The organism is Streptomyces sp. DSM 116795 (assembly GCF_055792905.1).
Genome location: NZ_CM147707.1, coordinates 4,538,317 through 4,562,164, shown reverse-complemented (window position 1 = coordinate 4,562,164; position 23,848 = coordinate 4,538,317). Strand labels below are relative to the sequence as shown.

Annotated in this window: 20 protein-coding genes; 4 read left to right on the top strand and 16 right to left on the bottom strand. The window is 67.7% G+C overall.

What is annotated here, in order from left to right:
• Positions 1-74: 74 nt before the first annotated feature.
• Genes ACSMXX_RS19695 through ACSMXX_RS19685 form a run of 3 tightly spaced genes read left to right on the top strand, consistent with a single transcriptional unit; the run spans position 75 to position 3,624 of the window.
• Positions 75-1,502 carry an amidase gene (locus tag ACSMXX_RS19695; RefSeq protein ID WP_473180017.1) on the top strand — a complete coding sequence of 476 codons (1,428 nt, stop codon included), beginning with the start codon at positions 75-77 and terminating at the stop codon, positions 1,500-1,502.
• Entirely contained in the window at positions 1,499-2,314 is an 816-nt protein-coding gene (locus ACSMXX_RS19690) for a maleylpyruvate isomerase N-terminal domain-containing protein (RefSeq protein ID WP_473180016.1), read from the top strand. Before ACSMXX_RS19695 ends, ACSMXX_RS19690 begins: the two co-directional genes overlap by 4 nt.
• Positions 2,311-3,624: an MFS transporter gene (locus ACSMXX_RS19685; RefSeq protein WP_473180015.1), complete on the top strand. Its 1,314-nt coding sequence runs from the start codon at positions 2,311-2,313 to the stop codon at positions 3,622-3,624. The genes ACSMXX_RS19690 and ACSMXX_RS19685 overlap by 4 nt, the downstream gene beginning before the upstream one ends.
• Here the strand turns inward: ACSMXX_RS19685 and ACSMXX_RS19680 are convergent.
• Both ACSMXX_RS19680 and ACSMXX_RS19675 read right to left on the bottom strand, forming a co-directional pair.
• Positions 3,596-4,135, bottom strand: a complete 540-nt coding sequence (locus ACSMXX_RS19680; protein ID WP_473180014.1) for an enoyl-CoA hydratase-related protein — start codon at positions 4,133-4,135, stop codon at positions 3,596-3,598. The two genes, ACSMXX_RS19685 and ACSMXX_RS19680, sit on opposite strands and share 29 nt — an antisense overlap.
• Before the next feature lie 88 nt (positions 4,136-4,223).
• Positions 4,224-5,558: an MFS transporter gene (locus tag ACSMXX_RS19675; RefSeq protein ID WP_473180013.1), complete on the bottom strand. Its 1,335-nt coding sequence runs from the start codon at positions 5,556-5,558 to the stop codon at positions 4,224-4,226.
• A gap of 301 nt (positions 5,559-5,859) precedes the next feature.
• On the opposite strand from ACSMXX_RS19675, the gene ACSMXX_RS19670 reads away from it, so the two are divergent.
• Complete coding sequence (locus ACSMXX_RS19670; protein ID WP_473180012.1) at positions 5,860-6,771, top strand: LysR substrate-binding domain-containing protein; 912 nt, start codon at positions 5,860-5,862, stop codon at positions 6,769-6,771.
• 209 nt (positions 6,772-6,980) lie between these two features.
• Here the strand turns inward: ACSMXX_RS19670 and ACSMXX_RS19665 are convergent, their stop codons facing one another.
• The 14 genes from ACSMXX_RS19665 to ACSMXX_RS19600 form a co-directional block, all read right to left on the bottom strand.
• A complete protein-coding gene (locus ACSMXX_RS19665; protein ID WP_473180011.1) occupies positions 6,981-8,498 on the bottom strand; it encodes a GMC family oxidoreductase in 1,518 nt (505 codons plus the stop codon).
• 31 nt (positions 8,499-8,529) lie between these two features.
• On the bottom strand, positions 8,530-9,942 hold the full coding sequence (locus tag ACSMXX_RS19660) for an aldehyde dehydrogenase family protein (RefSeq protein ID WP_473180010.1): 1,413 nt from the start codon (positions 9,940-9,942) through the stop codon (positions 8,530-8,532).
• Between the two features lie 133 nt (positions 9,943-10,075).
• Positions 10,076-11,029: an AraC-like ligand-binding domain-containing protein gene (locus ACSMXX_RS19655; RefSeq protein WP_473180009.1), complete on the bottom strand. Its 954-nt coding sequence runs from the start codon at positions 11,027-11,029 to the stop codon at positions 10,076-10,078.
• Between the two features lie 96 nt (positions 11,030-11,125).
• A complete protein-coding gene (locus ACSMXX_RS19650) occupies positions 11,126-12,103 on the bottom strand; it encodes a helix-turn-helix domain-containing protein (RefSeq protein ID WP_473180008.1) in 978 nt (325 codons plus the stop codon).
• A gap of 241 nt (positions 12,104-12,344) precedes the next feature.
• Positions 12,345-13,079 (bottom strand): SDR family NAD(P)-dependent oxidoreductase, encoded by a 735-nt coding sequence (locus ACSMXX_RS19645; protein ID WP_473180007.1) that lies wholly within the window; start codon positions 13,077-13,079, stop codon positions 12,345-12,347.
• 1 nt (position 13,080) lies between these two features.
• Positions 13,081-14,181 carry a 2,3-butanediol dehydrogenase gene (locus ACSMXX_RS19640; RefSeq protein ID WP_473180006.1) on the bottom strand — a complete coding sequence of 367 codons (1,101 nt, stop codon included), beginning with the start codon at positions 14,179-14,181 and terminating at the stop codon, positions 13,081-13,083.
• Complete coding sequence (locus tag ACSMXX_RS19635; RefSeq protein WP_473180005.1) at positions 14,178-15,500, bottom strand: MFS transporter; 1,323 nt, start codon at positions 15,498-15,500, stop codon at positions 14,178-14,180. Before ACSMXX_RS19635 ends, ACSMXX_RS19640 begins: the two co-directional genes overlap by 4 nt.
• Positions 15,501-15,530: 30 nt before the next feature.
• A complete protein-coding gene (locus ACSMXX_RS19630; RefSeq protein WP_473180004.1) occupies positions 15,531-16,064 on the bottom strand; it encodes a 2,4'-dihydroxyacetophenone dioxygenase family protein in 534 nt (177 codons plus the stop codon).
• A gap of 476 nt (positions 16,065-16,540) precedes the next feature.
• Entirely contained in the window at positions 16,541-17,554 is a 1,014-nt protein-coding gene (gene hpaD, locus ACSMXX_RS19625; RefSeq protein WP_473180003.1) for a 3,4-dihydroxyphenylacetate 2,3-dioxygenase, read from the bottom strand.
• Positions 17,554-19,038: a 5-carboxymethyl-2-hydroxymuconate semialdehyde dehydrogenase gene (gene hpaE, locus ACSMXX_RS19620; RefSeq protein ID WP_473180002.1), complete on the bottom strand. Its 1,485-nt coding sequence runs from the start codon at positions 19,036-19,038 to the stop codon at positions 17,554-17,556. The genes hpaD and hpaE overlap by 1 nt, the downstream gene beginning before the upstream one ends.
• Before the next feature lie 6 nt (positions 19,039-19,044).
• Complete coding sequence (gene dapA / locus ACSMXX_RS19615) at positions 19,045-19,971, bottom strand: 4-hydroxy-tetrahydrodipicolinate synthase (RefSeq protein ID WP_473180001.1); 927 nt, start codon at positions 19,969-19,971, stop codon at positions 19,045-19,047.
• Positions 19,968-21,404 carry a fumarylacetoacetate hydrolase family protein gene (locus ACSMXX_RS19610; protein WP_473180000.1) on the bottom strand — a complete coding sequence of 479 codons (1,437 nt, stop codon included), beginning with the start codon at positions 21,402-21,404 and terminating at the stop codon, positions 19,968-19,970. The genes dapA and ACSMXX_RS19610 overlap by 4 nt, the downstream gene beginning before the upstream one ends.
• Positions 21,405-21,418: 14 nt before the next feature.
• The gene (gene hpaB / locus ACSMXX_RS19605) at positions 21,419-22,870 is read right to left on the bottom strand and encodes a 4-hydroxyphenylacetate 3-monooxygenase, oxygenase component (RefSeq protein ID WP_473179999.1); all 1,452 of its coding nucleotides are present in this window, start codon (positions 22,868-22,870) and stop codon (positions 21,419-21,421) included.
• Positions 22,871-22,911: 41 nt separating this feature from the next.
• The gene (locus tag ACSMXX_RS19600; protein WP_473179998.1) at positions 22,912-23,475 is read right to left on the bottom strand and encodes a flavin reductase family protein; all 564 of its coding nucleotides are present in this window, start codon (positions 23,473-23,475) and stop codon (positions 22,912-22,914) included.
• Positions 23,476-23,848 lie beyond the last annotated feature (373 nt).

Here is a 23,848-nt window from a genome sequence, read left to right as displayed (position 1 = left end):
GGTTGCCGGGCGCACTCGGAGACGACGAGGCGGCAGTGGACGGGTCCGGTGCCGGCGCTGGACCGTTGCCTTCGGTGGCTGAGCTTGTCGACGCCTTCCGGACCGGAGCCGGCTCGCCGGTGCAACTGGTGGATGCGCTTGAGCGGCGAAGCGCGGCTGTGGCGCCGACGATCAACGCGCTGACAACCACCTGCTGGCAGGAAGCGCGAGCGCAGGCGCTCGTCGCGGAGCAGCGCTATGAGCAGGGCACGGCCGCCGAGTTGGAGGGGGTGCCCTTCGCCGTCAAGGACCTGCTGGACACCGCCGGCGTGCGCACCACTTACGGTTCGGCGCTCTTCGACGACCACGTTCCCGATCACGATGCCGAAGCCGTGGCACTGGTTCGCGCGGCCGGCGGCATCATGATCGGCAAGACGGCCACCCATGAGTTCGGCTGGGGCATCACCACCGGGAGCGAGCGTTTCGGTCCAACCCGCAATCCCTGGTCGCCCGAGCGCGTCCCCGGGGGTTCCAGCGGCGGGTCGGGCGCGGCGTTGGCGGCGGGCCTTGTCCCGCTCGCGCTGGGCTCGGACACCGGAGGGTCCATCCGCATGCCGGCCGCGTTCTGCGGCATCGTCGGCTTCAAGCCCACGTTCGACGTCGTATCCACGGCCGGTGCCCGCCCATTGGCGCCCTCACTCGACCACGTCGGACCGATGGCGCGCACGCCCGCTGATGCCGCAGTTCTGTTCTCCGTGCTCTCCGCCCGAGGTGAAGAGGACCGGGACTTGCCCGCCCGGGTCCGGAACGCCGAGGCGGACCCTGCCGCGGTGACACGCGGCCTGCGTATCGGCGTGCCCGCCGACCAGACGGAGGTCGGCCTCGATCCCGACGTGCGGGCCGCGTTCGACCATGCGCTGGATACCTTCGCCGACCTCGGCGCACGCATCTCACACGTGCACTGCCCCGATCCCGAAGAGACCTACGCCTGCTACGCGACGGTCCTGCTCGCCGAAGCACTGGCCGAGCAGCGCCGTACCGGGCTGCTACCGGAGCGCCGAGACGAATACGGAAGCGACGTACAGCGACGCATCGCCCTGGCCGAAAAGCTGGACGCCGAAGCAGTCGTCGCGGCCTCGTCCCGTCGTACGGAGATCGTTGCCGCTTTCGACAGCGCCCTCGACGGATACGACGTCCTCCTCAGTCCGGTCTCCGCGGGCCCTCCAGCACGTTGCGACGAGAGCGGGACGGTACTGCACCAAGGCATGTCGCTGCCGTTCCGGCGATTGGTCATGCCGAACGTGGTCCCCCAGAACCTCGCCGGTCTGCCGGCCTGTGTGGTGCGCGCCGGCTTCGACGGCGCCGGGCTCCCCATCGGCCTGCAGATCACTGCTGGACGCGGCGCCGACGCGACCGCGCTCATCGCGGCGGCCGCATTCTTCGGCGCCACACCCGCGGTCCAACGGCTCTGGCCGCAGGCACCGGTTCGCCGACCCGTACACGGAGAGGAAGCATCGCAATGACGAACGCACCGAGGGAGTCCAGGGCGATTGTGGAAACCCTGGCCGGAGTGGCCCCGGACGCTCGCACAGCGTGCTCGGAGTGGACCGCGCACGAACTCGTCGCCCACATGGCCGCCGGCGCAAAGGAGATCGCCGACCTCATCGAGGAGACTCTCGCGGGCGAACCCGCCCGCGCCACCCAGTCCTTCGGCGAGCGAGAAGCAGCCTTCGTCGCGCTCGACGACGAGCAACTGCGCAAAGCCCTGCTCGACGAAAGCCGCCGCAAGATCGCCGCCACCGCGGCATTGGCGGCCCAGGGTCCGGACGCGACATTCGAATTCACTGGGCGCCCCTTCACGGCCGCGACCGTGGAGCGGCACTCCCGCAGCGAGGCGGCCATTCACCGGTGGGATCTCGTCGGAGACGACCGGCTGGGTCTTGAGCTGCTGGCTCAGCCCGAATTCACCCGGCACGCCGTGGACATGCTCAACACCCTGCCCATGCTCGCCGAGGCTCCTGCTGCCCGCCTTCGCCAGGCAGGCGTGACTGCTCTGCGGCTCGTACTGCGCAGCCCGGGACAGCCCGACGTCGTCCTCGCGGCATCCCGTGGGAGCGATCCGCACTTCGAACTCCGCGACGGCGACGAGCCGGCCGACGGTGACGCCGTCGTCACCAGCGACGCTGCGCACCGTCTCCTGAGTATCTGGGGGCGGCGGGCCGCCGACCACCCGGTCACGATCGAAGCCGACCCCGGCCTGTGGGACACGGTGCATGCGGTGCTGTGGCCACTGGCTGTCTCCTGGCCGTCCCAGACCGTGCTGGGGACGTCATGACCCAGACCACCGCGAACTCAGCGCCCCCTGTGGACAGTTCGGATGCGGGCAAGGTCGCATTCGCCGCCTTCGTGGGCACGGCACTGGAGTGGTACGACTACTTCCTCTACGGCACCGCCGCATCCATCGTGTTCAACCGGCTCTACTTCGTCACCGACGATCCGACGGTGACCACGCTCGCCGCGTTCGCCTCGTTCGCTGTGGGTTTCGCCGCCCGTCCACTCGGAGCCGTCGTCTTCGGGCACATCGGCGACCGCTACGGTCGACGGATATCGCTGATCGCGACCGTCACGCTGATCGGCCTGGTCACCGGGCTCATCGGCGTCCTTCCGACTTTCGCTTCAATCGGCGTGGCCGCTCCGCTGCTGTTGACCCTCCTGAGGCTCGTACAGGGCTTCGCCGTCGGAGGCGAATGGGGCGGTGCCGTGACCCTGGCCGTCGAACATGCCGAGCCGCGGCATCGCGGGCGATACGCCGCGCTGCCCCAGGTCGGTTCACCGATCGGCACGCTCCTGTCCTCCGGCGCATTCGCCGCGGTGTCGTTGCTGCCTGCGGAGTCCTTCGATTCATGGGGTTGGCGGCTGCCCTTCCTGGCCGCGTTCCCTCTGCTGCTCGTTGCGCTCTACCTGCGCCGACGAGTCGCTGAATCGCCGCTGTTCAAGGTGCTGGTCGCGGAGCACGAGCGGTCCTCGATGCCCGTGGTCGAGGTCCTGCGCCGATCGTGGGGCCGGCTCTTGATCGGTGTCGCCGCGACACTGCTGGGCGTCTCCGGCTTCTACATCCTGACCACGTTCGTCATCAACTACGGCACGAGCACGCTGAAACTGCCGAAGTCACTCATGCTGGGTGCCACACTCGTCGCGGCCGCCGTCCAGATCGTCGTACTCCTCGGCTTCGGCAGGCTCGCCGAACGGATCGGCGCGGGATACGTGTGCGTACTGGGCGCCTTGATGACCGCGATCTCGGCGGGGCCCGTGTTCTTGCTCATCGACTCCCGGGAACCGGCCGCCGTCATGCTCGCCATCACGCTGGGCATCGGATGCATGTCGGTTTCCTATGCGGTCACCGGAGCTCTGCTGACGGAACTCTTCCCGCCGAGCCTGCGCTACAGCGGGGTTTCACTCTCGTACAACCTCTGCGCGGTGGTCAGCGGATTCATGCCGCTGGCCGCAACCGGGCTGCTCACCGCAAGCGCCGGGAAATCCTGGTCGATCGTCCTCCTGATCGTCGCGCTCTCACTGGTCACAGCAGCCGGTGGACTGCTGGGGCACCGGTATCGACTCAGCGACCCGGCCGGCCCCGGGGAGTGAGGCACCGCGACGAGATCGAGTACGTCGGCGAATCCACCGGCGGCGAGCACCGGGTCGAAAGCTGTCGCGCGGCGGCGGGAATCAGCACCAGTCCGGGTATGTCCTCTTCGCCGGGGTGTCCGGCGCATTCGAAGCCGTCGATGCTGACGGCGTCCACGCCGAGCTTCTCGACGCTGACGGCGTGGCGCACGCTGGTGCACTTGTGGATGACCTTCACGCCGGCCTCGTGGAACGCCGCGACATGTCCGGCGGGTTGGCCCCCGCAGTTTCGACGATCCCGACGCCCGGATCGATGATCGCCGCCCTCCCCGCCGGCCGAGAAGCAGCCCTCGGAGCCGGTGAGCAGGACCGACCGGCGCTGCCGGTCCGTGGCCGCGCCCTCGACGGCGCCGGTGATCAGGTGCCGGACCTCCACGTCGATGCTGTTGCGTCTGGCCGGCCTGTTGAGGCTGAGCACGAGGGTCGAACCGACGCGGTCGACGAGGACTGGCGCTTCGGTGTCCATGCTCATGCTGTCTCCTCGTGACGGGGTTCGGGCATCGCCGGACGCTGAGCGTTCCGGCGATGCCCGAGCCGGGCGTTCGACGTCAGTGCACCGACTAGCGAGTCGGTGAGGATGCCGCTGCGGCAGCAGAGTGCTCAGCTGGAACCACGAACTCGCGGCGAGCCGACAGCGCCAGCAGCGCCCGAGCGGCGAAGAGCGAAACCAGGCACACGAGCACGGACAGCACGATCGGTCCCGCGACAGATCCGGATGACGTGAGCAGGGACTGCAGGATCAACGGGGTCGCGCCGCCGAGGGCTCCCGCGACGCCGTAGGCCGTCGAGATCCCGGTGTAACGGACATCAGCGGGGAATGCCTGCGCGAGCATTCCGCCCATGATCGCGTAGTACATGACATCGGGAATCGTCGCGGCGACCACTCCGATCACAGCGAGCGTCCAATTGCCCGTAGCGACCAGGACGAACATCAGCGGCAGTGCTGGAATCTCCAGGGCGAGAAGGACGGTGACCACCTTCCGTGCATTCCACCGGGTAGCCATTACGGCCCCGAAAGGCTGCACCATGAATTGGGCTACGCTCGCGATCAGGATGATCAGCAGGAAGTCTTGCTTCTCGAAGCCGAGATCCTTTGTGGCCCAGGACAGCGCGAAGGTGTCCCTCGCATAAACCATCACGAGCACGACCATGATCGCCGCCATGCCCAACAGCACCGGCGAGGTGTTCCCCCGGAACAGTGTCAACAGCGGGATCCTGGCCGTCTGCTTGGCCTCCCGCAGCGCCACGACCGCCGGGGATTCCTCCAGGCTCAGCCGGACCACGATGCCGACGATCACCAGAACCGCGGATGCCAGGAAGGGCACTCGCCATCCCCAGCTCAGCAACTCCTCCCTGGGCAATGCGGCGACTGCCATGAACGAAAGCGTGGCGAGAATCCGCCCCGCGGGCGAGCCTTGCTGGGCGAACGCGCCGAAGAGGAATCCGCGTTCCTTTTTCGCGTGTTCGGTGGCGATCAGCACGGCACCGCCCCACTCCCCGCCCACGGCGAGCCCTTGCACCAGGCGCAGCACCGTCAGCAGCACGGGCGCGGCCGCGCCGATCTGGGCGTAGGTGGGCAGCAATCCGATGCCCACCGTGCTGACCCCCATCACCATCAGCGTCGTGATCAGCGCCTTCTTGCGCCCGATCCGGTCACCGAGATGACCGAAGACTATTCCGCCGACCGGTCGCGCCAGGAACCCGGTCCAGAAGGTGGCAAAGGAGAGCAGAACGCCGATCTCGGGTGGCGCCTTGGAGAAGAACAAGGGCGCGAACACCAGGGCGGACGCCGTGGCGTAGATGTAGAAGTCGTACCATTCGATCGTGGTGCCCACGAAAGCGGCCCAGCCCGCCTTGCGAGCCATTTTCTCACCTTCGGGCAGCGTGTTTCTCATCAGGAATCCTTGTGCTGTCAGTGGACATCGCGTCTCAGGATCCGGCGCAGTTCCTGGAAAGTTCTCCACAGAATGACTGCCACCGGTGAAGCGCACGAAGATTCCAGCGGTTCGCACCGAAATAATCACCTGCGCCGAGTGTTCGACCTGGTGATTCAGATTAAGAGCGCCGGGGTTGTCCGTCTAACACAAGTCTGGCCTATGATTGATAAGCAGAATCAACATAATCTGCTCTGACCAGCACGAACATGCGAGTGCCGCCGTACCGCCCGCATCTCCATCCCCGAGCCCGGAGCGCCGCATGGAACTACGGCACATCCGGGCGTTCATCGTGGTGGCGGACGAGCTGAACTTCCGCCGCGCCGCCGAGCGCCTGTACATCACCCAGCCCGCGTTGTCCCAGCAGATCAAACGACTCGAACACGAAGTCGGCGTGGCCCTGTTGCGCCGCACGACCCGGCACGTCACGCTCACGCCGGCCGGCGAGGCCTTCCTGCACCAAGCCCGGCGCGCAGTGCAGGCCACCCTGGCCGCATCAGAGGCCGCGTGCCAAGCGGCCGCAGGCCGGACAGGCGTCGTACGGCTGGGATTCAGCGGACCCACCTCCTACGAAGTGCTTGTCCGCGTCACCAGGAATTTCCGCGAGTCCCGGCCTCAGGTCAGCCTCGAAATCGTCGGGCCCGTCTACGGCGGTGAGTTGATCGAACGACTGGACCGTGACGAGATCGACGCCGGCCTGATGCGCCTGCCCGTTTCGGGAACAGAGACGGAGACAAGGGAGATCACCCGGCACGACATGGCCGTCGCGCTGCCCGAACATCACGCTCTGGCAACCCGGAAGAAGATCGGCCTGCTCGATGTACGCGACGAAGGCATCATCAGCTACCCGCTCAACCGCGGCGCCGCCCTGGCATCACTGATCCACAGCGCATACCTCGAACACGGGCTGATCCCGAAGATCGTCCAGGAGGCGCCGGACACTCACACGATCATGTCGCTCGTCGGTGCAGGCGTCGGCGTCGGCTTCGTGCCGATCTCCGCATCGCACATCAAGCTGCCCGGGGTGGTACTCGTGCCGGTGGCCGACGTTCCGCCCATCCCGCTCGTCCTGGGCTGGCGCAGGGATGACCCGAACCCCGCGCTGCACGCGCTCATCGACGCGGTGAACGAGGTGGCCGCTGAATACAACAAGAGCGCGGAACCCACACCCTGAAACGGATTCACGAGCACGATGCTCCGCCGTCCGGGCGCCCGAAAATCGAAGATCCCGCCCGATCTGTTCCGATCGGACGGGATCTCGTCAACTGCTCCTGAGCCGACGCAAGAACGGCCCTGTCTGTGGGGTGTTCACGAGTACGCCTGCCCACCGCGACGGAGCGGCCGCCCCGAGGCATCCCGCCACACGCCCCAGCGTGTGGCGACTCACTCCGCCAGCAGGTACGCCGCGCCTTTCTCGCCGATCAGCGCGCTCGGCGCGTTCGTGTTGCCCGAGACGATGGTCGGCATGATGGAGGCGTCGACCACGCGCAGACCCATGAGGCCCGCCACACGGAGCTGCGGGTCGACGACTGCGTCGTCGCCGACGCCCATTCGGCAGGTGCCGACTTGATGGTGATAGGTGATCGCGGTCTTGCGCACCCACGCCTCGATGTCGCCGTCGCCGTACTCGGGACCCGGATACAGCTCACGGGCACCCCACTCGTCCGCGAGAGCGGGAGCGCGGCCGATCTGGCGACACTGGCGGACGGAGGCTACGAGCGACGCGACGTCCCGCCTGTCCTCGAGTGCGCGGAGGTCGATCGCCACCGGGTCGTAGGGGCGTGGTCCCGTCAAGGTGACCGAACCGCGACTGCGCGGAGTGATGAGGCCCGCCATGAGCGAGAAGCCGTGCCCGGGTCCCGCCATCCACGGCTCGTACATCGGCACGCTGAAGTTGATGGGCTGCGTGTCGGGCGACGGTAGGGACGGGTCGCTGCGCCAGAACAGGTGTGTCTGGGTGACCGACACGTTCGGCTGGGGCGGTGCGATCTCCCGTGCGTCGGTCGTGAAGATCACGGGTGAGAGCAGGTGGTCGTGCAGGTTCTTGCCGACGCCGGGCAGGTCCCGCACGGGCTCGATCCCGAGGTCCTGGAGTTCCTCGGCCGGTCCGATGCCCGACCGCAACAGGATGCGCGGCGAGTCGAGCGTGCCGGCCGACAGCACCACGGTGTCGGCATACGACTGCACAAGCGCGCCACCGACCTCGTACTCGACGCCGACGACGCGGGGCCCGTCGAGCAGGACGCGGTGCACCCAGGCTCCGGTGCGCACGTCGAGCAGATCGCTGTCTTCGACAGGGCGCACGTAGGCGATATAGCTCGTGAGCCGTGTCCCGCCCCGGACGGTGATCTGCTGCTGAGATATGCCGTCGATGACCTCGCCGTTGTAGTCCGGGTTGTAGGGAACGCCACTCTGCACGGCCGCATCGATGATGGCCTGCTGGATTGGCACGAGGTCGGCGTCACCGACCACGTCGATGAGCCCGTCGCGGCCGCGCAGAGCCGAGCGATCGCCGTGCCAGTTCTCGATGCGGCGGAACTCGGGCAGGACGTCGCCCCAGCCCCAGCCCTCGCATCCCTGTGCGGCCCATGCGTCGTAGTCGGCGGGGAGGCCGCGCACCCAGATCGCGGCGTTGAGCGAGTGCGACCCGCCGAGCACCTTGCCGCGGGGCAGGTGCAGACGCCGACCGTCCGCGTGCTTCTGCGGGACCGTGTAGTAGTCCCAGTCCTCGGGCCCGTGCCAGAGAGTCCCCATCCCCGCTATGTCGTGGATCATCGGGTTCTCGTCGCGCCCGCCCGCCTCGAGCAGCAGCACGCGACGCCCCGCATCCACGAGCCGCCTGACGACGATCGACCCGGCGGTGCCGGCACCGACGACGATCGCGTCGAATCTCTCCGTCATCACCGATCTCCTCGCTCCATGTGCCCTGCGGTCACCGCGAGATCACCTTGGGTGCGGCGACGGCTTTCAGACCCTGCACCCCGAACTCCATGCCGTAGCCAGAGGCCTTGACGCCACCGAACGGAACGAGCGGATTGAGGGTGCCGTGCTGATTGATCCAGACGGTGCCGGCTTCGAGCCGCTCAGCAACTGCCAGCGCGGCGTCGGGGTCGTCCGACCACACCGAGGCACCGAGACCCTGGTTGCTCGCATTGGCCCTCGCGATGGCGTCGTCGACATCGGTGTATCGGATGACCGGAATCGCGGGTCCGAACTGCTCCTCGTCGACCAGTGACGCCCCGTCCCCGATGTCCGCGACGACCGTCGGGCGGTAGAACAGCGGGCCGAGCTCGGGCGCGGGCTCGCCGCCGACTACAACGCGCGCGCCGCTCCGACGGGCGTCCTCGACGAGCCGGCTGACGATGTCGAACTGCTTCCTGTTCTGCAGCGGGCCGAGCACGTTGCCCGGTTCGAGCCCGTTGCCCATCGGCATACGCCCCGCCATGCCCGCAAGGACGTCGACGACCTGCTCGTACTGGGAGTCATGGACGTACAGGCGCTTGAGTGCGGCGCAGGTCTGGCCGGTGTTGATGAAGATGCCCCAGAACAGGTCCTCGGCGATCGACTCCACATCGGCGCTCGGCAGCACGATGCCGGCGTCGTTGCCGCCGAGTTCGAGTGTGAGCCGGGCGAGGTTGTGCGAGGAGCTCTCCACGATCTTGCGGCCGGTCGCGGTCGAACCCGTGAACATGATCTTGTCGAGGCCGGGGTGGGCGGCGATCGCGGCCCCTACCTCGCGATCCCCCGACACCGCTGTCAGCACGCCCTGGGGCAGGTGGCGGTTGAAGATCTCGACCAGCGCGAGCACCGAAAGCGGGGTGTACTCGCTCGGCTTGACGACGACTGCGTTGCCCATGCGCAGTGACGGGGCGATCTGCCAGACGGCGATCATCATCGGCCAGTTCCACGGCCCGATCGCGCCGACGATGCCGAGTGGAACGTAATGGAGCTCGGCGCGGCTGTCCCCTGCCTCCAAGAGCACTTCGGGTTCGAGCACGGTGTCCGCTGCGTTGCGCGTCCACACCGCGCAAGCGCCCACTTCGAAGCGCGCGTTGGGGCCATCGAGCGGCTTGCCCTGCTCGCGGGAGAGGAGGACGGCCAACTCCTCGCTGCTGGCCTCGATATCGTCCGCGATCTCGTTCAGCCTGCGGCTCCGCTCAGCGTGACCGCGTTGGGCCCACGCGGCCTGCGCGATCCGCGACGCCTCGATCGCAGCATCGAGGTCGGCGACAGTGTGCACCGGCGCGTAGCCGATCGTCTGACCGGTGGCTGCATCGGGGATCGCGCGTCCGGTCTCTGGCGGGACGGTGATCAGGTCCAGGAGGGTGGCGGTCACCTCGGACATGGGATCCTCCTCGATCGGGTGAGCAAGAGGGCTCATTCTCGGATCGAGGTGCCGCGCCCCGGTTTGCCTTCTGCGCAGAGGGATTGACGTCGCGTGCAGAGATTCGGGAGGCGCTGTGTGAGGACGTGCTGACTCAAGCGTGCTCGCGACGCACGGCCGAGGGCGGCACCCCGAAGTGAGCGCGGAATGCACGGCTGAAGTGAGTTGCGTCGGCGAAACCGTGCGCGCGTCCGACGGCTGTGACCGGTCTTCCGTTGAGCAGTGGATTGACGAGTTCGTCGTAGCACCGCTCCAATCGGCGAGTGCGGATCACGGTCGAGACCGTCATGGATTGATCGCTGAAGAGTGCGTGAAGGCGCCGGACGGAGATGAAATGAGCAGCAGCAATCTGCGTGGGGCAGAGATCCGGCTGCGCGAGGTTTTCGTCGATGTACTCGAGAATGCGACGCAACAGAGCGTTGTAATTGCCCGCGGGGGAAGCGCTCGAGAGGTTGTCCTCGAGGAGGGTGCCGACCAGCTCGAACGCGGTGCGGAACAGACGCCGGGCCACATGGCCTTCGACTTGGCCGATTTGGTGCGAGAGGGCGCTGAGGTAGGGACGGATCGTGGCGCCGGCGCCACTCGTGCTGTCGAGCCGTACGGCTGTGAGACCGGCGAGCAGGTCGGCCGGAATGTCGAGCAGCTCCCTCGGAAACATGACGATCGACATGCGGGTCCAGTCGTCGAACAGGAACGAGTAGGGCTTGTCTGTGTCGTAGAGCGCCATGTCGCCGGGCCGGAGTTCGGTCTCGCGACCGTCCTGGATGATCATGCCGGTGCCTTGCTCGATGAGTGAGAACTTGAAGTACTGCTGCGGTGCCCGGGCGATGAGGACGGGGGTGCGGTGGACCGCGTGTGCGTCGGCATGCATGTCGAACAGGTGGATGTCGCCGGTGGCTCCTGCCCTGAGCCTTCCGCGGAAGCGGTCGGGCTCTCTCGAATGGACATCGAGTGAGACGACAGCATGTGAGACCTTCGCGCGATACGCCGCGAGATCCTGCAGATCCTCCGGCGGACCGGTCGACAAGCGACGTGGCTGGTCGGACATCACTACCTCACCGAAACGCGCATCGTATTTGCGACGGTGGGCCCCGCCGCATGCGGCGTAGGGGCGACCGCGTTGTTGGCAGGTGCCGAGCCACCGCTAGGGGCGGGAACGCGCGGCGGCTGGACGTACCTCGCCGGGTGTCTGACCGAACCGCTCTCGGAAAACCCGGGTGAAGTGTGCCTGGCTGGCGAAACCCCAGTGATGGGAGACCTCCGCAACCGTGAGTTCGCGGGAACCGGTGCAGGTCAGCTGCTCGCGGGCCTTCGTAAGCCGCTGCTCGAGGATGTGGCGTGACGGACTTACTCCGGTGGGTTCGAAGATCCGGCTGAGGTGCCGGGTCGACACGCCGACTGCTTCCGCTACTTGCTCGGCGCCCAGCCGGGCGTCGCGCAGGTGCCGGTCGACGTAGTCCTTGGCGACAGCTAGTTGCGAGAATCTGTCGACGGACACGGAACGGTCATCCAGAAGCGGCGTGGCCAGTGATCGGACGAGGTCCAGCACGACGTCCTCGGTGTCCGCCGCTACATCGGCTCCTTCACGCGCCCGCGCGGCAGAGTCGGAAAGCGTCGACCTCAGTGTGGAGATGAGTGCGCCCTCAGATGCCGGGCCCCTGCCGAAGAGGATCGGTGCCGACACGTCGCCCTCAGCGCAACGTTGGCGGAACACTTCGCAGGGGATGTCCACCAGCAACTGCCGCATGGCTGAGGGAAATCCGAACAGGTACGAGCGGCGGGTGTCGTAGAGCACCATGTCACCTGCCTCCAAGAGGAGGCAGCCACCCGCGTGGAAAAACACCCCCTTGCCGGCTGTCAGCAGGGTGGCGAATACAGAGTCCTTCGGAAACGCCCGGCAGGTTCGCGGCGTGCGCTCGATGACGTGTTCGTTGCCGGCGATTTCAGCCATCCGAAGGTCGCCGAGCTCGATGTTGGTCTCTGAGGCCAGCAAGCCCTGATCTGAATAGGGCGAGCAGGTCAGTCCCACCAGCGCTCGCCGATTGTGCTCCTCCCAGAATTCGACCCGGTCCGCGGGGGCGACGGATCTCGTCGACACGGTGGAGACAGCGAGTACGGGCATGTCGGCCTCCTTACCGTGCGCATGCCTTCGCACTGCTTGGGATGCAGGCGCAATCGTGCGGGTGCCCAGCAGGGTAGAGCGAGGTGGCGCCGGGGGTACATACCCAAGCGCCCGTAGGGTTCGCCGGTGCGAGAATCCACATCCCGCTGGGGCAGGGCCAGCCTTTCGGCACCAGCAGGCGCCCGAAAACGGTCCAGGGTGGAATGAGACCTGGCGCCGGCCGCAGCAGGCCGACCGGAGGTCAGACGGCCAGGTATCCCCCGTCGACCGGGAGGATGGCTCCATTCACGTATGAGGCGGCCGGCGAGCACAGGAAGGCGATCGCGGTGGCTATCTCGTTCGGTCGGCCGAACCGGCCAAGTGGGACACGGGCCAGCACCGCCTGCGCGGCGTCCGGATCGTCGATGACGCCGCGAGCGAGCGGGGTGGATACGAAGCCCGGTGCGACCGCGTTCACGCGGACACCGTCCGCGGCGTACTCAGCGGCCAGGGACCGGGTCAGCTGGGAGATGCCGCCCTTGCTCGCGCTGTAGGCGGGCCGGTCCCGGCTTCCGAAGAAACCGAACATCGACGAGACGGTGACGATGCTCCCGGCGGTCCGTACGAGCTGCGGGCGCGCCGCCTGGCAGGCAGCCATGGTGGCGCTGAGGTTGACGGCCAGCACCTGGTCCCATGCAGCAACGTCGTACTCGTCGCGGTCCCGGCTGACACCGGCGCAGGTGACCAGGTGGTCGACGCGGCCGCATGCCGCTATCCGGCGGGCGAGCGCCTCGCGATCGGTGACGTCCTGGTCAGCGACGTGGACGCGTTCGTGCCGGGGCTGTTCGTCCGGCGACGCCGGAAGCAGGCCGAGCGCGTGCACGTCGGCGCCCAGCTGGGCGAAGAGGACAGCCGTAGCGGCACCGATGCCGGAGGTCCCTCCGGTGATCAGGACGCTTCGGCCGGCGAAGGCGTCGGGCGGCATTCCGGTGGTCACGTCAGAGTCTCCTTTCAGCCGGCGGCAGTGGCGTTCCGGTACTGGGACCCGTAAGGTCCACCAGGATCTTGATCTGCTTTCCTGCGTCTTCCCGCAGCGCTTCGAAGCCGTCGGTGATCACCTCATCCAGGGCGATGGTCGAGGTGACGACGGGTGTCAGGTCGAGGCCTCGCTCCCCCACCAGTCGGATGAGCTCCGGGTAGGTGTCGCGGTAGCCGACGCTCGCAACGATCGACTGCTCCTTGTTGACCAGAGCGAAGGCATCCAGGCGCACGTCCTGAGCCAGTCCGACGAGGACGACCTTTCCGCCGCGCCGGGTCGCGTCGAGGCAGGTGCGGAGGGCGGCCTGGGAACCGACGACCTCGAATGCGACGTCGACGCCCTCCCCGTCGGCCAGTTCGCGCATCCGCTCCCCCGGAGCGTCGTCCACGCGGCCTGCGTCGATGAGGTCGGTGGCGCCGAGCCGTGCGGCGATGTCCAGTCGATCCGGGGAGAGGTCCGCTGCGATGATCCGCCGCACGCCGCGTTCCGCGGCGAGCAGCACAGTCAGCAGGCCGACCGGTCCGAGACCGACGACCGCTACTGCGCGGGGTGCTGTGCCGGCGCGCCGCAGTGCGTGCAGAGCGACCGAGGCCGGCTCGAAGAGAGCGGCCTGCTCCATCGACACGCTCGCAGGGAGCCGATGCACCATGTAGGCGGGGACGACGGCGTATTCGGCCATTCCTCCATCGCCCATCAGGCCGGCGAAGCCGAAGTGCCGGCAGATGTTGTACTCGCCGTCCCGGCAGCGCGGACAGGTCCCGCACCGGTAGTTCGACTCGATCGCCACCTGGTCACCGGCGGCGACCCCGGTCACGGCCGATCCGAGCGACAGGACCGTCCCGCAGAACTCGTGGCCGAGGACGAGCGGCGCCATCGTGCCGGACGCCGGATGCGGCTCGGTGACCGGGATGGCATGCGGACCGTCGGCGTACTCGTGCACGTCGCTGCCGCAGATCCCGCAGTAGGCCACCTTGAGGAGAACCTCGTCGGGCCCCGGTTCGGGAACACCCACGTCCTCGATACGGACGTCCCCGGCTCCGTGCCAGACCGCGGCCCTCATTCGACCGTCCCCGCCGCTCCGCCCGGAGCGGAGACACGGGCGGCCCGTCGGCGCAGCACACGCGGTGCGGTTTCCCGAAGCCCGCAGGAGAGCAGCACGACCGCCACCGCTCCACCGGCGGAAATGAACATCGCCACCTCCAGGCCCCAGGCATCCGAGGCGCGTCCGGCGATCATGGGGGAAAGGAAACCACCGGCCAGTTCACCGACCCCCATGACAAGACCGAGCGCGGTGGCCAGTGCCCCGCGGGGCACCGTTTCGGCTGGGATCGTGGCCATGAACAGGGTGAAGCAGCCCAGGCCGGTGTAGGTGAACACCACGACCAGCGCAAGCGCCAGCGGGTCGGCGACATACACCACTGCCATCGGGCAAAGTGCCGCGACGGCCGAGAACACGATCATGGTGGGCTTGCGGCCTATACGGTCGGAGATCGCGGGAGTGAGGAACCCCCACAGGACCCACGCCACCCCGAAGCAGGTCATGACGCCGCTCATGGTGCCCGGGGAGAAGCCCTTGACGGTCTGCAGATAGGTGGGCGTGAAGGTGATGATGACGACGAACCAGGTGAGGTAGCAGCAGGCGGCCAGTACGCACAGCACGATGTTGCGGTGCCCCAGGACTTCCCGCACCGACACCTTGGGGCCGGCCGGGCCCGCAACAGCGTCGGTCTCACCACCGACGCGGGCCTTGCCGCGCGGTGGGGTCTCACGCACCGACTTCGCGATCCAGGCTGCGATGAGCAGGCCCGGGATGATCGTCACCAGGAAGGCCGTACGCCAGCTGTACTGCTGAGCCATCCACACCACGGCCAGCGGGGCGAGGATCCCTCCCAGCAGCCCGGCCGACGAGCCTTGCAGCAGGCCCATGTTGAGGCCACGGCGGTGTTCCCGTGACGCCTCCACCATCAGCGACTGCGACAGCGGCAGTACTGCGCCCTCCGCCACCCCCATAAGCGCTCGAGCGGCGAGCAGGCCGACGAAACCGGCCACCAGCCCGCCCGCAGCGGAGAAGCAGGAGAAGAGCACAACAGCCGCCACCAGGAACGGCTTACGCCTCCCCAGCCGGTCCGACAGGCGGCCGGCCACCATCCCCGACAGTGCCCAGGTGAGCGCCAGCACCCCGGAGAGCGTGCCCAACTCCGTGTTGGACAGGGAGAAGTCCTTGTTGATGAACGGGGCCAGGAAGGACAGCGCCTGCCGGTCGAAGAAGACGAACCCGAAGGCCAGGAACAGGATGAGCAGTAGCCGGTTCTCATAGCGGTTTGCTTCACCCACGGTGGGTGGGGCCGCTGTGCCGGGCTGGTTATCGGTACCGGTCATGGTGACCTCTGGTAATCGGGAGGGGCCGGATCATCGAAACAGCGCGTCGACGGTGTCGGCACCGAGTCCGACCTGGTCGTAGTGCTTGCGGCACATGTCGATGTAGTCGTGGACGTCGAAGTGGCCGGCCGTCTCGCCGTTCTCGTCCAGCCAGATCAACGGGCCCTTGACGATGAAGAGCGTCTTCATGGGCTCGCCGCTGTCGTAGGCGACCAGAGTGTGTCCCTCGCCCGGTGCCTCGTAGACGAAGTCACCGGCGTGCGCGGTCCAGGGCCGCTCGAGATAGCCCCACTTCCCGGAGATCGTGTAGGCGAACACCTCGTGCGGGTGGTAGTGCCGGTTGACCAATCCCGCCTCTTTGGCCCGCAGAATGTCGGCCCAGGTGTTGTCCTTGACGTTGATCCACAGCGGACGTGAGCCGACAGTCTCCGAGAACGGTACGTAGTAGCGATCGTCATCCGTGGCCACCTGAGAGAGGTAGACCTCGGGCAGTGCGTCCGGCTTGAAGGAGTTCTGGATCGGCTTGAGGTTCTTCCAGAATTCGCTGCCGGCTTCCTCGGGCATGGTGCTCTCCATTCCGCTCTGTCGGTTTCTGGAAGTGAACCGTGAGAGGCGAGGCGCGTCTTTCCCACGCGAGACATCACCGTTTGCCGATTCCGGACACGTCGACGTCGAACCGGCGGCAGCTCAGCCGGGGCGACAGGACGGTCTCCCGGATCTTCCGCGGCTCGTCGAGAAGCACGGACCGACGTCTCTTACGGGATAGCCCGCTACTACGTTGTCGGCAGGAAGCCCGAGGTCCTGGTCGAATCCGGCAAGGCTCCGCTGGAGGCGTTCGTACCACAGACTCACCAGCCCGGCCGCGAGGCGGAGTTCGGCTTCGGTGACGTTAGTGAGCTGAGCCAGAGATTCGCTGGCTGCGTGCCGACAAGCTCACCTTGCGAAGCCGTACTCCGCCTCACCCGTAATTCCGCTTGGCCACGACGAAGGCCCGGGAGGCAGAACCTAGCCGGACTGGTTGTCCGCTCGTCCGGTCTTCCTCAGCCGAGCCCGTCGGCGCCGACCGCGACAGCCGATTCATCGAGCAGGGCATCGGTGACGGGTTGGGGCCTGTCGTCGAGGTCGAGAACAGGGGTGGCTTCCTTGTACCAGGATTCGATGACGGCGTTGCCCCAGAAGTCGCGGCGGCGGTCGTCGTGGACGTTCCAGCGGTAGGTCTGGTGATCGGGGTCGCCGGTGTAGTAGTCGCTGGTGTAGATCTCGACGCGGTGGCCGTCGGGGTCGCGGAGGTAGACGTAGAAGGCGTTCGATACGCCGTGCCGTCCGGGCCCGCGTTCGATGTGGCGTTCCTTGTGGAGGGCGCCGAAGATGTCGGCGGTGCGCAGGACGTTGTGGGATTCATGGGTGGCGACGCCGATGTGGTGGAGGCGTGGCCCGGCGCCGCCGGTGAAGGCGACGTCGTGGACGGTCTGCTTGCGGTACATCCAGGCGGCATAGAGCTCGTGTTCATCGCCTTCGATGGTTTCGGAGCAGCCGAAGCCGAGGTTCTTGTAGTGGGTGTAGGCGGCGGGGATGTCGGGGGTGCAGATGTTGAAGTGGTCGAGGCGGGCGATCTCGGCGCCGTGGTGGAGGTCGTAGCGCTGGATGAGGCGCTCAGCATGCTCGATCTCGTAGAAGAACTCGACGGGAAAGCCGAGAGGGTCGATAACCCGGACGGCGTCTCCGATGCCGGGGGTCCCGTTTCCGGCCTTGATGCGGCGGGTGGGTCGGCCGAGGGAGTGGAAGTAGCTCTCCGCTTTGTCGACGTCGTCGGGCGTGCGGACGCGGTAGGCGAGGTGATCGAGGGCGGGGGTCCCGCCTTGGCGAAGGACGAGGGAGTGATGGGTGAGTTCGTCCATGCCGCGCAGGCAGAGAGTGGTGTCGTCTTCGTACTGGATGTAGAAGCCGAGCATGTCGGCCCAGAACCAGCGGGCTCGGGTGATGTCGGAGACGACGAGTTGGGCGTAGGCGGAGCGGACGACGTCCGGGGCGTCGGGGGCAGCGGCGTCGGTCATCAGGAGGTGCCTCCTCCGAACTTCGGGGTGTGGACGTGGCCCATGGCGACGTGGACGATCTTGGATTCGGTGTAGAAGTCGACGGAGTGGGCGCCGCCTTCGCGGCCGACCCCGGAGGCCTTGACGCCGCCGAAGGGGGTGCGCAGGTCGCGGATGTTGTGGGAGTTGATCCAGACCATGCCGGATTCGACGGAGTGGGCGAGGCGGTGGCCCCGCTGCAGGTTGCTGGTCCAGATGTAGGCGGTCAGTCCGTACTGGGTTGCGTTGGCGAGAGTGATCGCCTCGGTCTCGGTGTCGAAGGGGGCGACGGCGACGACGGGGCCGAAGATTTCCTCTTGGAAGATGCGGGCGTCTTGGGTGACGTCGGCGAAGACGGTGGGCTGCAGGTAGTTGCCGTCAGGTAGATGGCCGGGGCGGGTGCCGCCGGCGAGGAGGGTGGCTTCCTTGCGTCCGATGTCGACGTAGTCGAGGACGCGTCGGTAGTGGTCGGGGTGGACGAGGGCGCCGACTTCGGTGGCGGGGTCGGCGGGCGGGCCGACCTTCACTTGCTCGGCGCGCTGGGCGAGGCGCTGGGTGAAGTCGTCGTAGACGGCGCGCTCGACGAGGACACGGGAGCCGGCAGTGCAGCGTTCGCCGTTGAGGGAGAAGACGCCGAAGACGACGGAGTCCAGAGCGGCATCGAGGTCGGCGTCGGCGAAGACGACGACGGGCGACTTGCCGCCCAACTCCATGGAAGTGGTCTTCAGATGGTCCGCGCTGGAGCGCAGGATGTGGCGGCCGGTGCTGGTGGAGCCGGTGAAGGAGATCCGCGGCACGTCGGGGTGGTCGACCAGGGCTTGGCCGGCCTCTTCGCCGATGCCGTGGACGATATTGACCACCCCCGCCGGGAGCCCGGCCTCGGCGAAGATCTCCGGCCACAACGACGCCGACAGCGGGGTCCATTCGGCCGGCTTCAGGACGAGAGTGCAGCCGGAGGCGATCGCCGGGGCGAGCTTCCAGGACTCCAGCATGAACGGGGTGTTCCACGGCGTGATGAGCCCGGCGACGCCGACGGGGGTGCGCACGACGTAGGAGAACTGGGAGTCGGCCTGCCGGAAGGCCTCTTCGCCCAAGGCGACGATGACGTCGGCGAAGTAGCGGAAGTTCTCGGCTGCCCGCTTGGCCTGGCCCTTGGCTTGGGTGATGGGCAGGCCCGAGTCGAAGGACTCGAACTGGGCGAGCTGCTCGTGCCGGGCCTCGACCGCGTCTGCGATCCGGTTGAGTATGTTCGCCCGCTCTCGGTTCGAGATCTCCTTCCATCCCGGGAACGCGCTGCCTGCGGCGGCCACCGCACGGTCGATATCGGTCTGCGATCCGCTGGCAGCTTGGGCGTAGGGGGTGTTGGTGACGGGGTCGGCGACGTCGAAGAGACGGCCGTCCGCCGAGTCGAGGAGTTCGCCGCCGATCCAGTGCTGGATTTGCGTGGGGAGGTTGTCGATAGTCATCGGCAGTTACGCTCCGATCTGCTGGGTGAGGTCGCCGCCCTCGGCGAGCAGGGTGCGTATGCGGGCCAGCCCGGCTCGGGTGGGCTGCACCAGCGGCGGGCGGACGTGGGCGGAGGCGATGCGGCCTTGCTGGGCCAGCACCCACTTGGCCGGTGCGGGGTTGGTCTCCACGAAGAGGAGGTCGACCAGGGGGTGCAGCGCGTAGTGCAGGTCCCGGGCGGCCTCGAAGTCCCCGGCGTCCCACAGTTCGTACATTCGCGCCACCGCCTGCGGCGCGAGGTTGGCCACGGCGGAGACGAAGCCGGAGCCTCCGAGGGCGAGGAGGGGTAGGCCGAGCAGTTCGATGCCGGACCACACCAGCAACTCCCGGCCGCAGGCGTGCAGGACGCGGGAGAAGTGCTCGAAGTCCTTGGTGGTCTCCTTCACCCCGACGAAGTTGTCGAACTCGACGAACAGTCGCTTTACGGTGTCGGGGGCGATGTCGATCGCCGTGCGGGAGGGCACGTTGTAGGCGACGATCGGCAGGTCTGGAAACTCCCGCGCCACCGTCGCGTACCACTGGTAGAGCCCTTCCTGCGTGGGCCGCGCGTAGTACGGGGTGATCACCAGGGCGGCATCTGCGCCCAACTCCTTTGCGGCTGCGGTGATTTCGAGCGTCTCCTCCAGCTTGTGCGAGCCGGTACCGGGCAGGAACGGCACCCGGTCGCCGATCTCCTCCACCGCCGTACGCATACCTGCGATGCGTTCTTCCACCGACAGCGCCGAGGGCTCGCCAGTCGATCCACCGAGGGAGATGCCGTGCGAGCCGGCTTCGAGCTGGAAGCGCACCAGGCCTCGCAGGCTGTCGTGGTCGACGGCACCGGTGTCAGTGAAGGGAGTGACAATCGGGGCGATCGAGCCCCGGATGCCGGCGGGGTCGCTTCGGAACTTCATGTGTCTGCTCCTTGTTCCTTGCACCACTTCTCGTACTGCTCGCGCCAGGCGGGACCCAGGGGGTAAAGCTCATCGACGTTCTCTCCGGCGTGGACCTGCTCGGTGATGAAGCGCTCCTGCCGTTCCTGCTCACGGCAATCGGCGGTCAGCTCCTCGGCCAGATCCGGCGGTACGACCACGACGCCGTCCGCATCACCGACCAAGAGGTCGCCGGGGTGCACCAGCGCACCCCCGCACGCGACTGGGATGCCTGTGTCCCACGGCACATGCCGGCGCCCCAGCACCGAGGGGTGGGCGCCGGCCGCGTAGACCGGCAGGCCCAGCTCCGCGATGGCGGCGCTGTCGCGGACGGCGCCGTCGGTGACGACCCCGGCCGCACCCCGCTGCTGGGCCCGCAGGGCGAGAATGTCGCCCAGCGTGCCGGCGGTCGCATCCTGGCGGGCGTCCATCACCAGCACATGGCCCGGCTGGATCTCCTCGATCGCGCGCTTCTGCGCGTTGAACCCGTTGCCGTGCCGCTTGAAGAGGTCCTCCCGCAGCGGCAGATACCGCAGCGTGTGCGCCGCGCCCACCATTTCCCGGCCCGGCTGGACCGGGCGTACTCCGTCGATCGACATGTGCGGCAGACCCCGTTTGCGCAACTGCGCGCTCAACGTGGCCACCGCCACGGATCGCAGCCCCTCCTGCAGCCGGGGATCGAGTACCGGTTCCGGCATCCACGCGGACCCCCATGCGGCGGCGCGTTCTGCTCCGTCCACCCGCGGCATCGCCCCGAACGGTTCCAAGGCCGGCCCCTCAGCGACCGGATTGCGCAGCCGCCCGGTGGACAGCTCTCCGGCAGTGACTTCGACCTCCACCACATCGCCGGGCCGCACCACCGACGCCCCGGCCGGCGTACCGGTCAAGATCACATCGCCCGGTTCCAGGGTCACCAGCCGCGACAGGTCCGCGATCAACTCACCGAAGGGGAACAGCAGATGCGCGGTCGTGTCGTCCTGCGCCAGGTCACCGTTGACCCAGGTACGCAGCCGCAGCCCGGCCGGATCCAATTCCTGGGCGTCCAGCAGCCGGGGCCCGAGAGGTGTGAAACCGTCGGCACCCTTTGAGCGCAGATTCGAGCCCAGGTCGGCATACCTCAGGTCATACACACCTGCGTCGTTCGCAGCCGTCACCCACCGCACTTGCGACCACGCCTCATCGGGCGGGACCCGCTGTGCGCGCGAGCCGATCACCAGAGCGATCTCGCCCTCGAAACCCAGCAGTTCGCACCCGGCCGGCCGCTCCAGTGCTTCCTTCGTACCCGCCAGTGACGACGGCGGTTTCAGGAAGTACGACGGCTGAGAAGGCGCCCTCCCCCGCTCCCGCGCCCGGCTCGGATAGTTCAGATGCACCGCGATCACCTTCGACGGCGCTGTCCCGAGTGGATGTGCCATGTCGGCGGCCCCGTTCAGTCGCGGTCGAGGAAGGCCTGGACGCGGGCCTTGTACGGTTCGCGGTCGTACGACTTGACGTAGGCGCCGGCCATCCGCACCGGATCGCCGAAGAAGTAGTACTCGTACAGCGCCTGGCGGCTGGAGAAGGCGGAGATGCACGTGTCCCAGACCAGCCTGAAGAGCTTCACCCGCTCGGGCCCGGTCAGGGTGGCCGACTGCAGGTAGGCCTCGATGTCGGCCGCGGCGGGACCGGTGACGTCGAGTTCGGTCGGGGTTGCCATCAGGCCGGACGCGCCGAGCTTGCGCAGGATCTGCGGAAAGCGCTGGTAGAGCTTGGGGTAGAGGTTGCGAGCTGCGTTGAGGGGCGCGAACGCCGGGGTGAGCACGCCGAATTCGTTGATCGCTGCGTCCGCCTCCGCCGCGCGCAGGAACGCCCGCAGCGTCTCCAGCGTTGCGATGATCTCCGCGATGTCCTCCTGTACGTGCTGGAACTGCTCCAGGCCGATGGCCTCGGTCAGCAGGGAGACCAGCCCGAGGATGTACTCGGTCTTGGCCGAGGTGCGTGTGACGACCTGATGGGTCATGTGCACCTGGGCGGACGTCCGGGAATAGAAGCCGTTGCACAGTTCGGGGTCACCGAGCGCGAAGCAGCGCTCGTACGGGACGTGGACGTCGTCGAAGACGACGACGCAGTCGGACTCCTCGAAGCGCGAGCCGAGCGGGTGGTCGTGGCGCGGCCGGTCGTAGTCCAACGGCTCCCGGGCGATGTAGCGCAGGCCCTTGGCGTCGCTGGGGATGGCGAAAGCGTAGCTGTACGGCTTGTCCTCCGGGGTGCCGCGCAGCACCGTCGAGGGGAAGGCGAGCATCTCGTCCGCGAACGGGGCGATGGTGGCGAGCATGCGGGCGCCGCGGATGACGACGCCGTTGTCGTCTTCGTCGACGATCCTGGCCGAGAGCTTGCCGCCGGCCTGCTGGGTGCCGGAGACGGCGCGGTTGACCTGCGGCGGGATGAGGGTGTGGGTGCACAGCAGGTCCTCTTCGCGGACCTTCTCGCAGTAGCGGCGGATGTTCTCGCCGAACTCGGGACGGGACAGGGCGAACCAGTCGGCGGCCGAAGCCAGCGCCATCAGCGAGCTGTTCATGTAGTCGCCGGTGCGGCCCAGCATGCCGTTGCTGTGGTCGGCCACCACCTTGAACGCTTTGCGGCGCTTGACCAGTTCCTCGGGGGTCTTCGGGGTGAGGAAGGAGGTGCTGACCCGTTCGCCGGAGGTGGGGGAAGTGCAGGTGAGGACTTCCCTGTGCTCGTCGGCGTGCTGGAGGTCGTACAGCTCGGCGTACGTACGGACCACGTTGCGGAACGCGGGATGGTCCTGGACGCCTCCGGTGAGGGTCTCGCCCTGTATGTGCACGGTGGGGCGGGAGGCGGACAGCCGCTCCAGATATTCCTTGCCGGTGCGCGCGGCCATGTTCCTGCTCCTTGCTGTGCGGTGTGGGGGCTCGGCGGGGCTCAGATGAGGTGTTCGATGCCGTCGGTGGTTTGGACCGTGGTGCCGAAGCGGCTCCAGGCGTAGGTGAGTGCGTCCCCGTCGCGGTGCCCGAGATCGGTGACGCGTCCGAGGACGAGGGTGTGGTCGCCGCAGTCGTACGAGCCCCAGGGCTCGCACTCGAACCAGGCGAGCGGATTGTGAAGTCGCGGGATGCGGGCGTCGGGAACCCAGTTCGGTTCGGTGATGCCGCGGGAACCTGCGAACAGGCGGGCCAGCGGCTCCTGTTCGGCTCCGAGGACGTTCACGCAGAACGGGCGGCCGATCAACTGGTCGTGGCAGCGGGCCCGTCGGGCCACGCTGATCAGCACCAGAGGGGGATCGGCGGAGACAGACGTGAAGGAGTTCATCGTGGCGCCGCGCGGGTCACCGTCACCGTCCGGGCCGCCGTCGGTGTAGGTCACGACGGTGACGCCGGTGGCGAAGCGGGCCATGCAGGCTCGAAGCGCGCCGGGGCCGGGCGGGGGTGGGCCGTGGTCGGCAACCGCGTCCCGTACGGGGACGGGTGGAGGGGACTTGAGGGACATGCGCGAACTCACCTGCTCGGAACGGGTGTTGGTGGGGCGTTTGAGAGGAGCTGACAGAACCGGTGCGTACGGGGCGCCCCCGGCGGGCGGACCGGGGCCGCCCCGTACACGGGGTGGGTTCGGGGTGTCGGAAGGGATGGTGTCGGAGTGGACCGCTGCTCCCCGGGGTGCCGGAAAGGACCGCGGCAAGTGGATCGAATCAAACGATCAAAGCTTTGATTAATTTGACGGTAGCCACGGTTCGCCGACGCTGTAAACCCCTCTGTGGCCCTCGCGGCGAAATTCGTGGCGGCGGCCCGTCACGTCTTGTCAGGTCGCAAGGGCTGGCTTAACGTGTGCGCTCGCGGTCGCCGAGTCCGGGTGCGGACTCCCC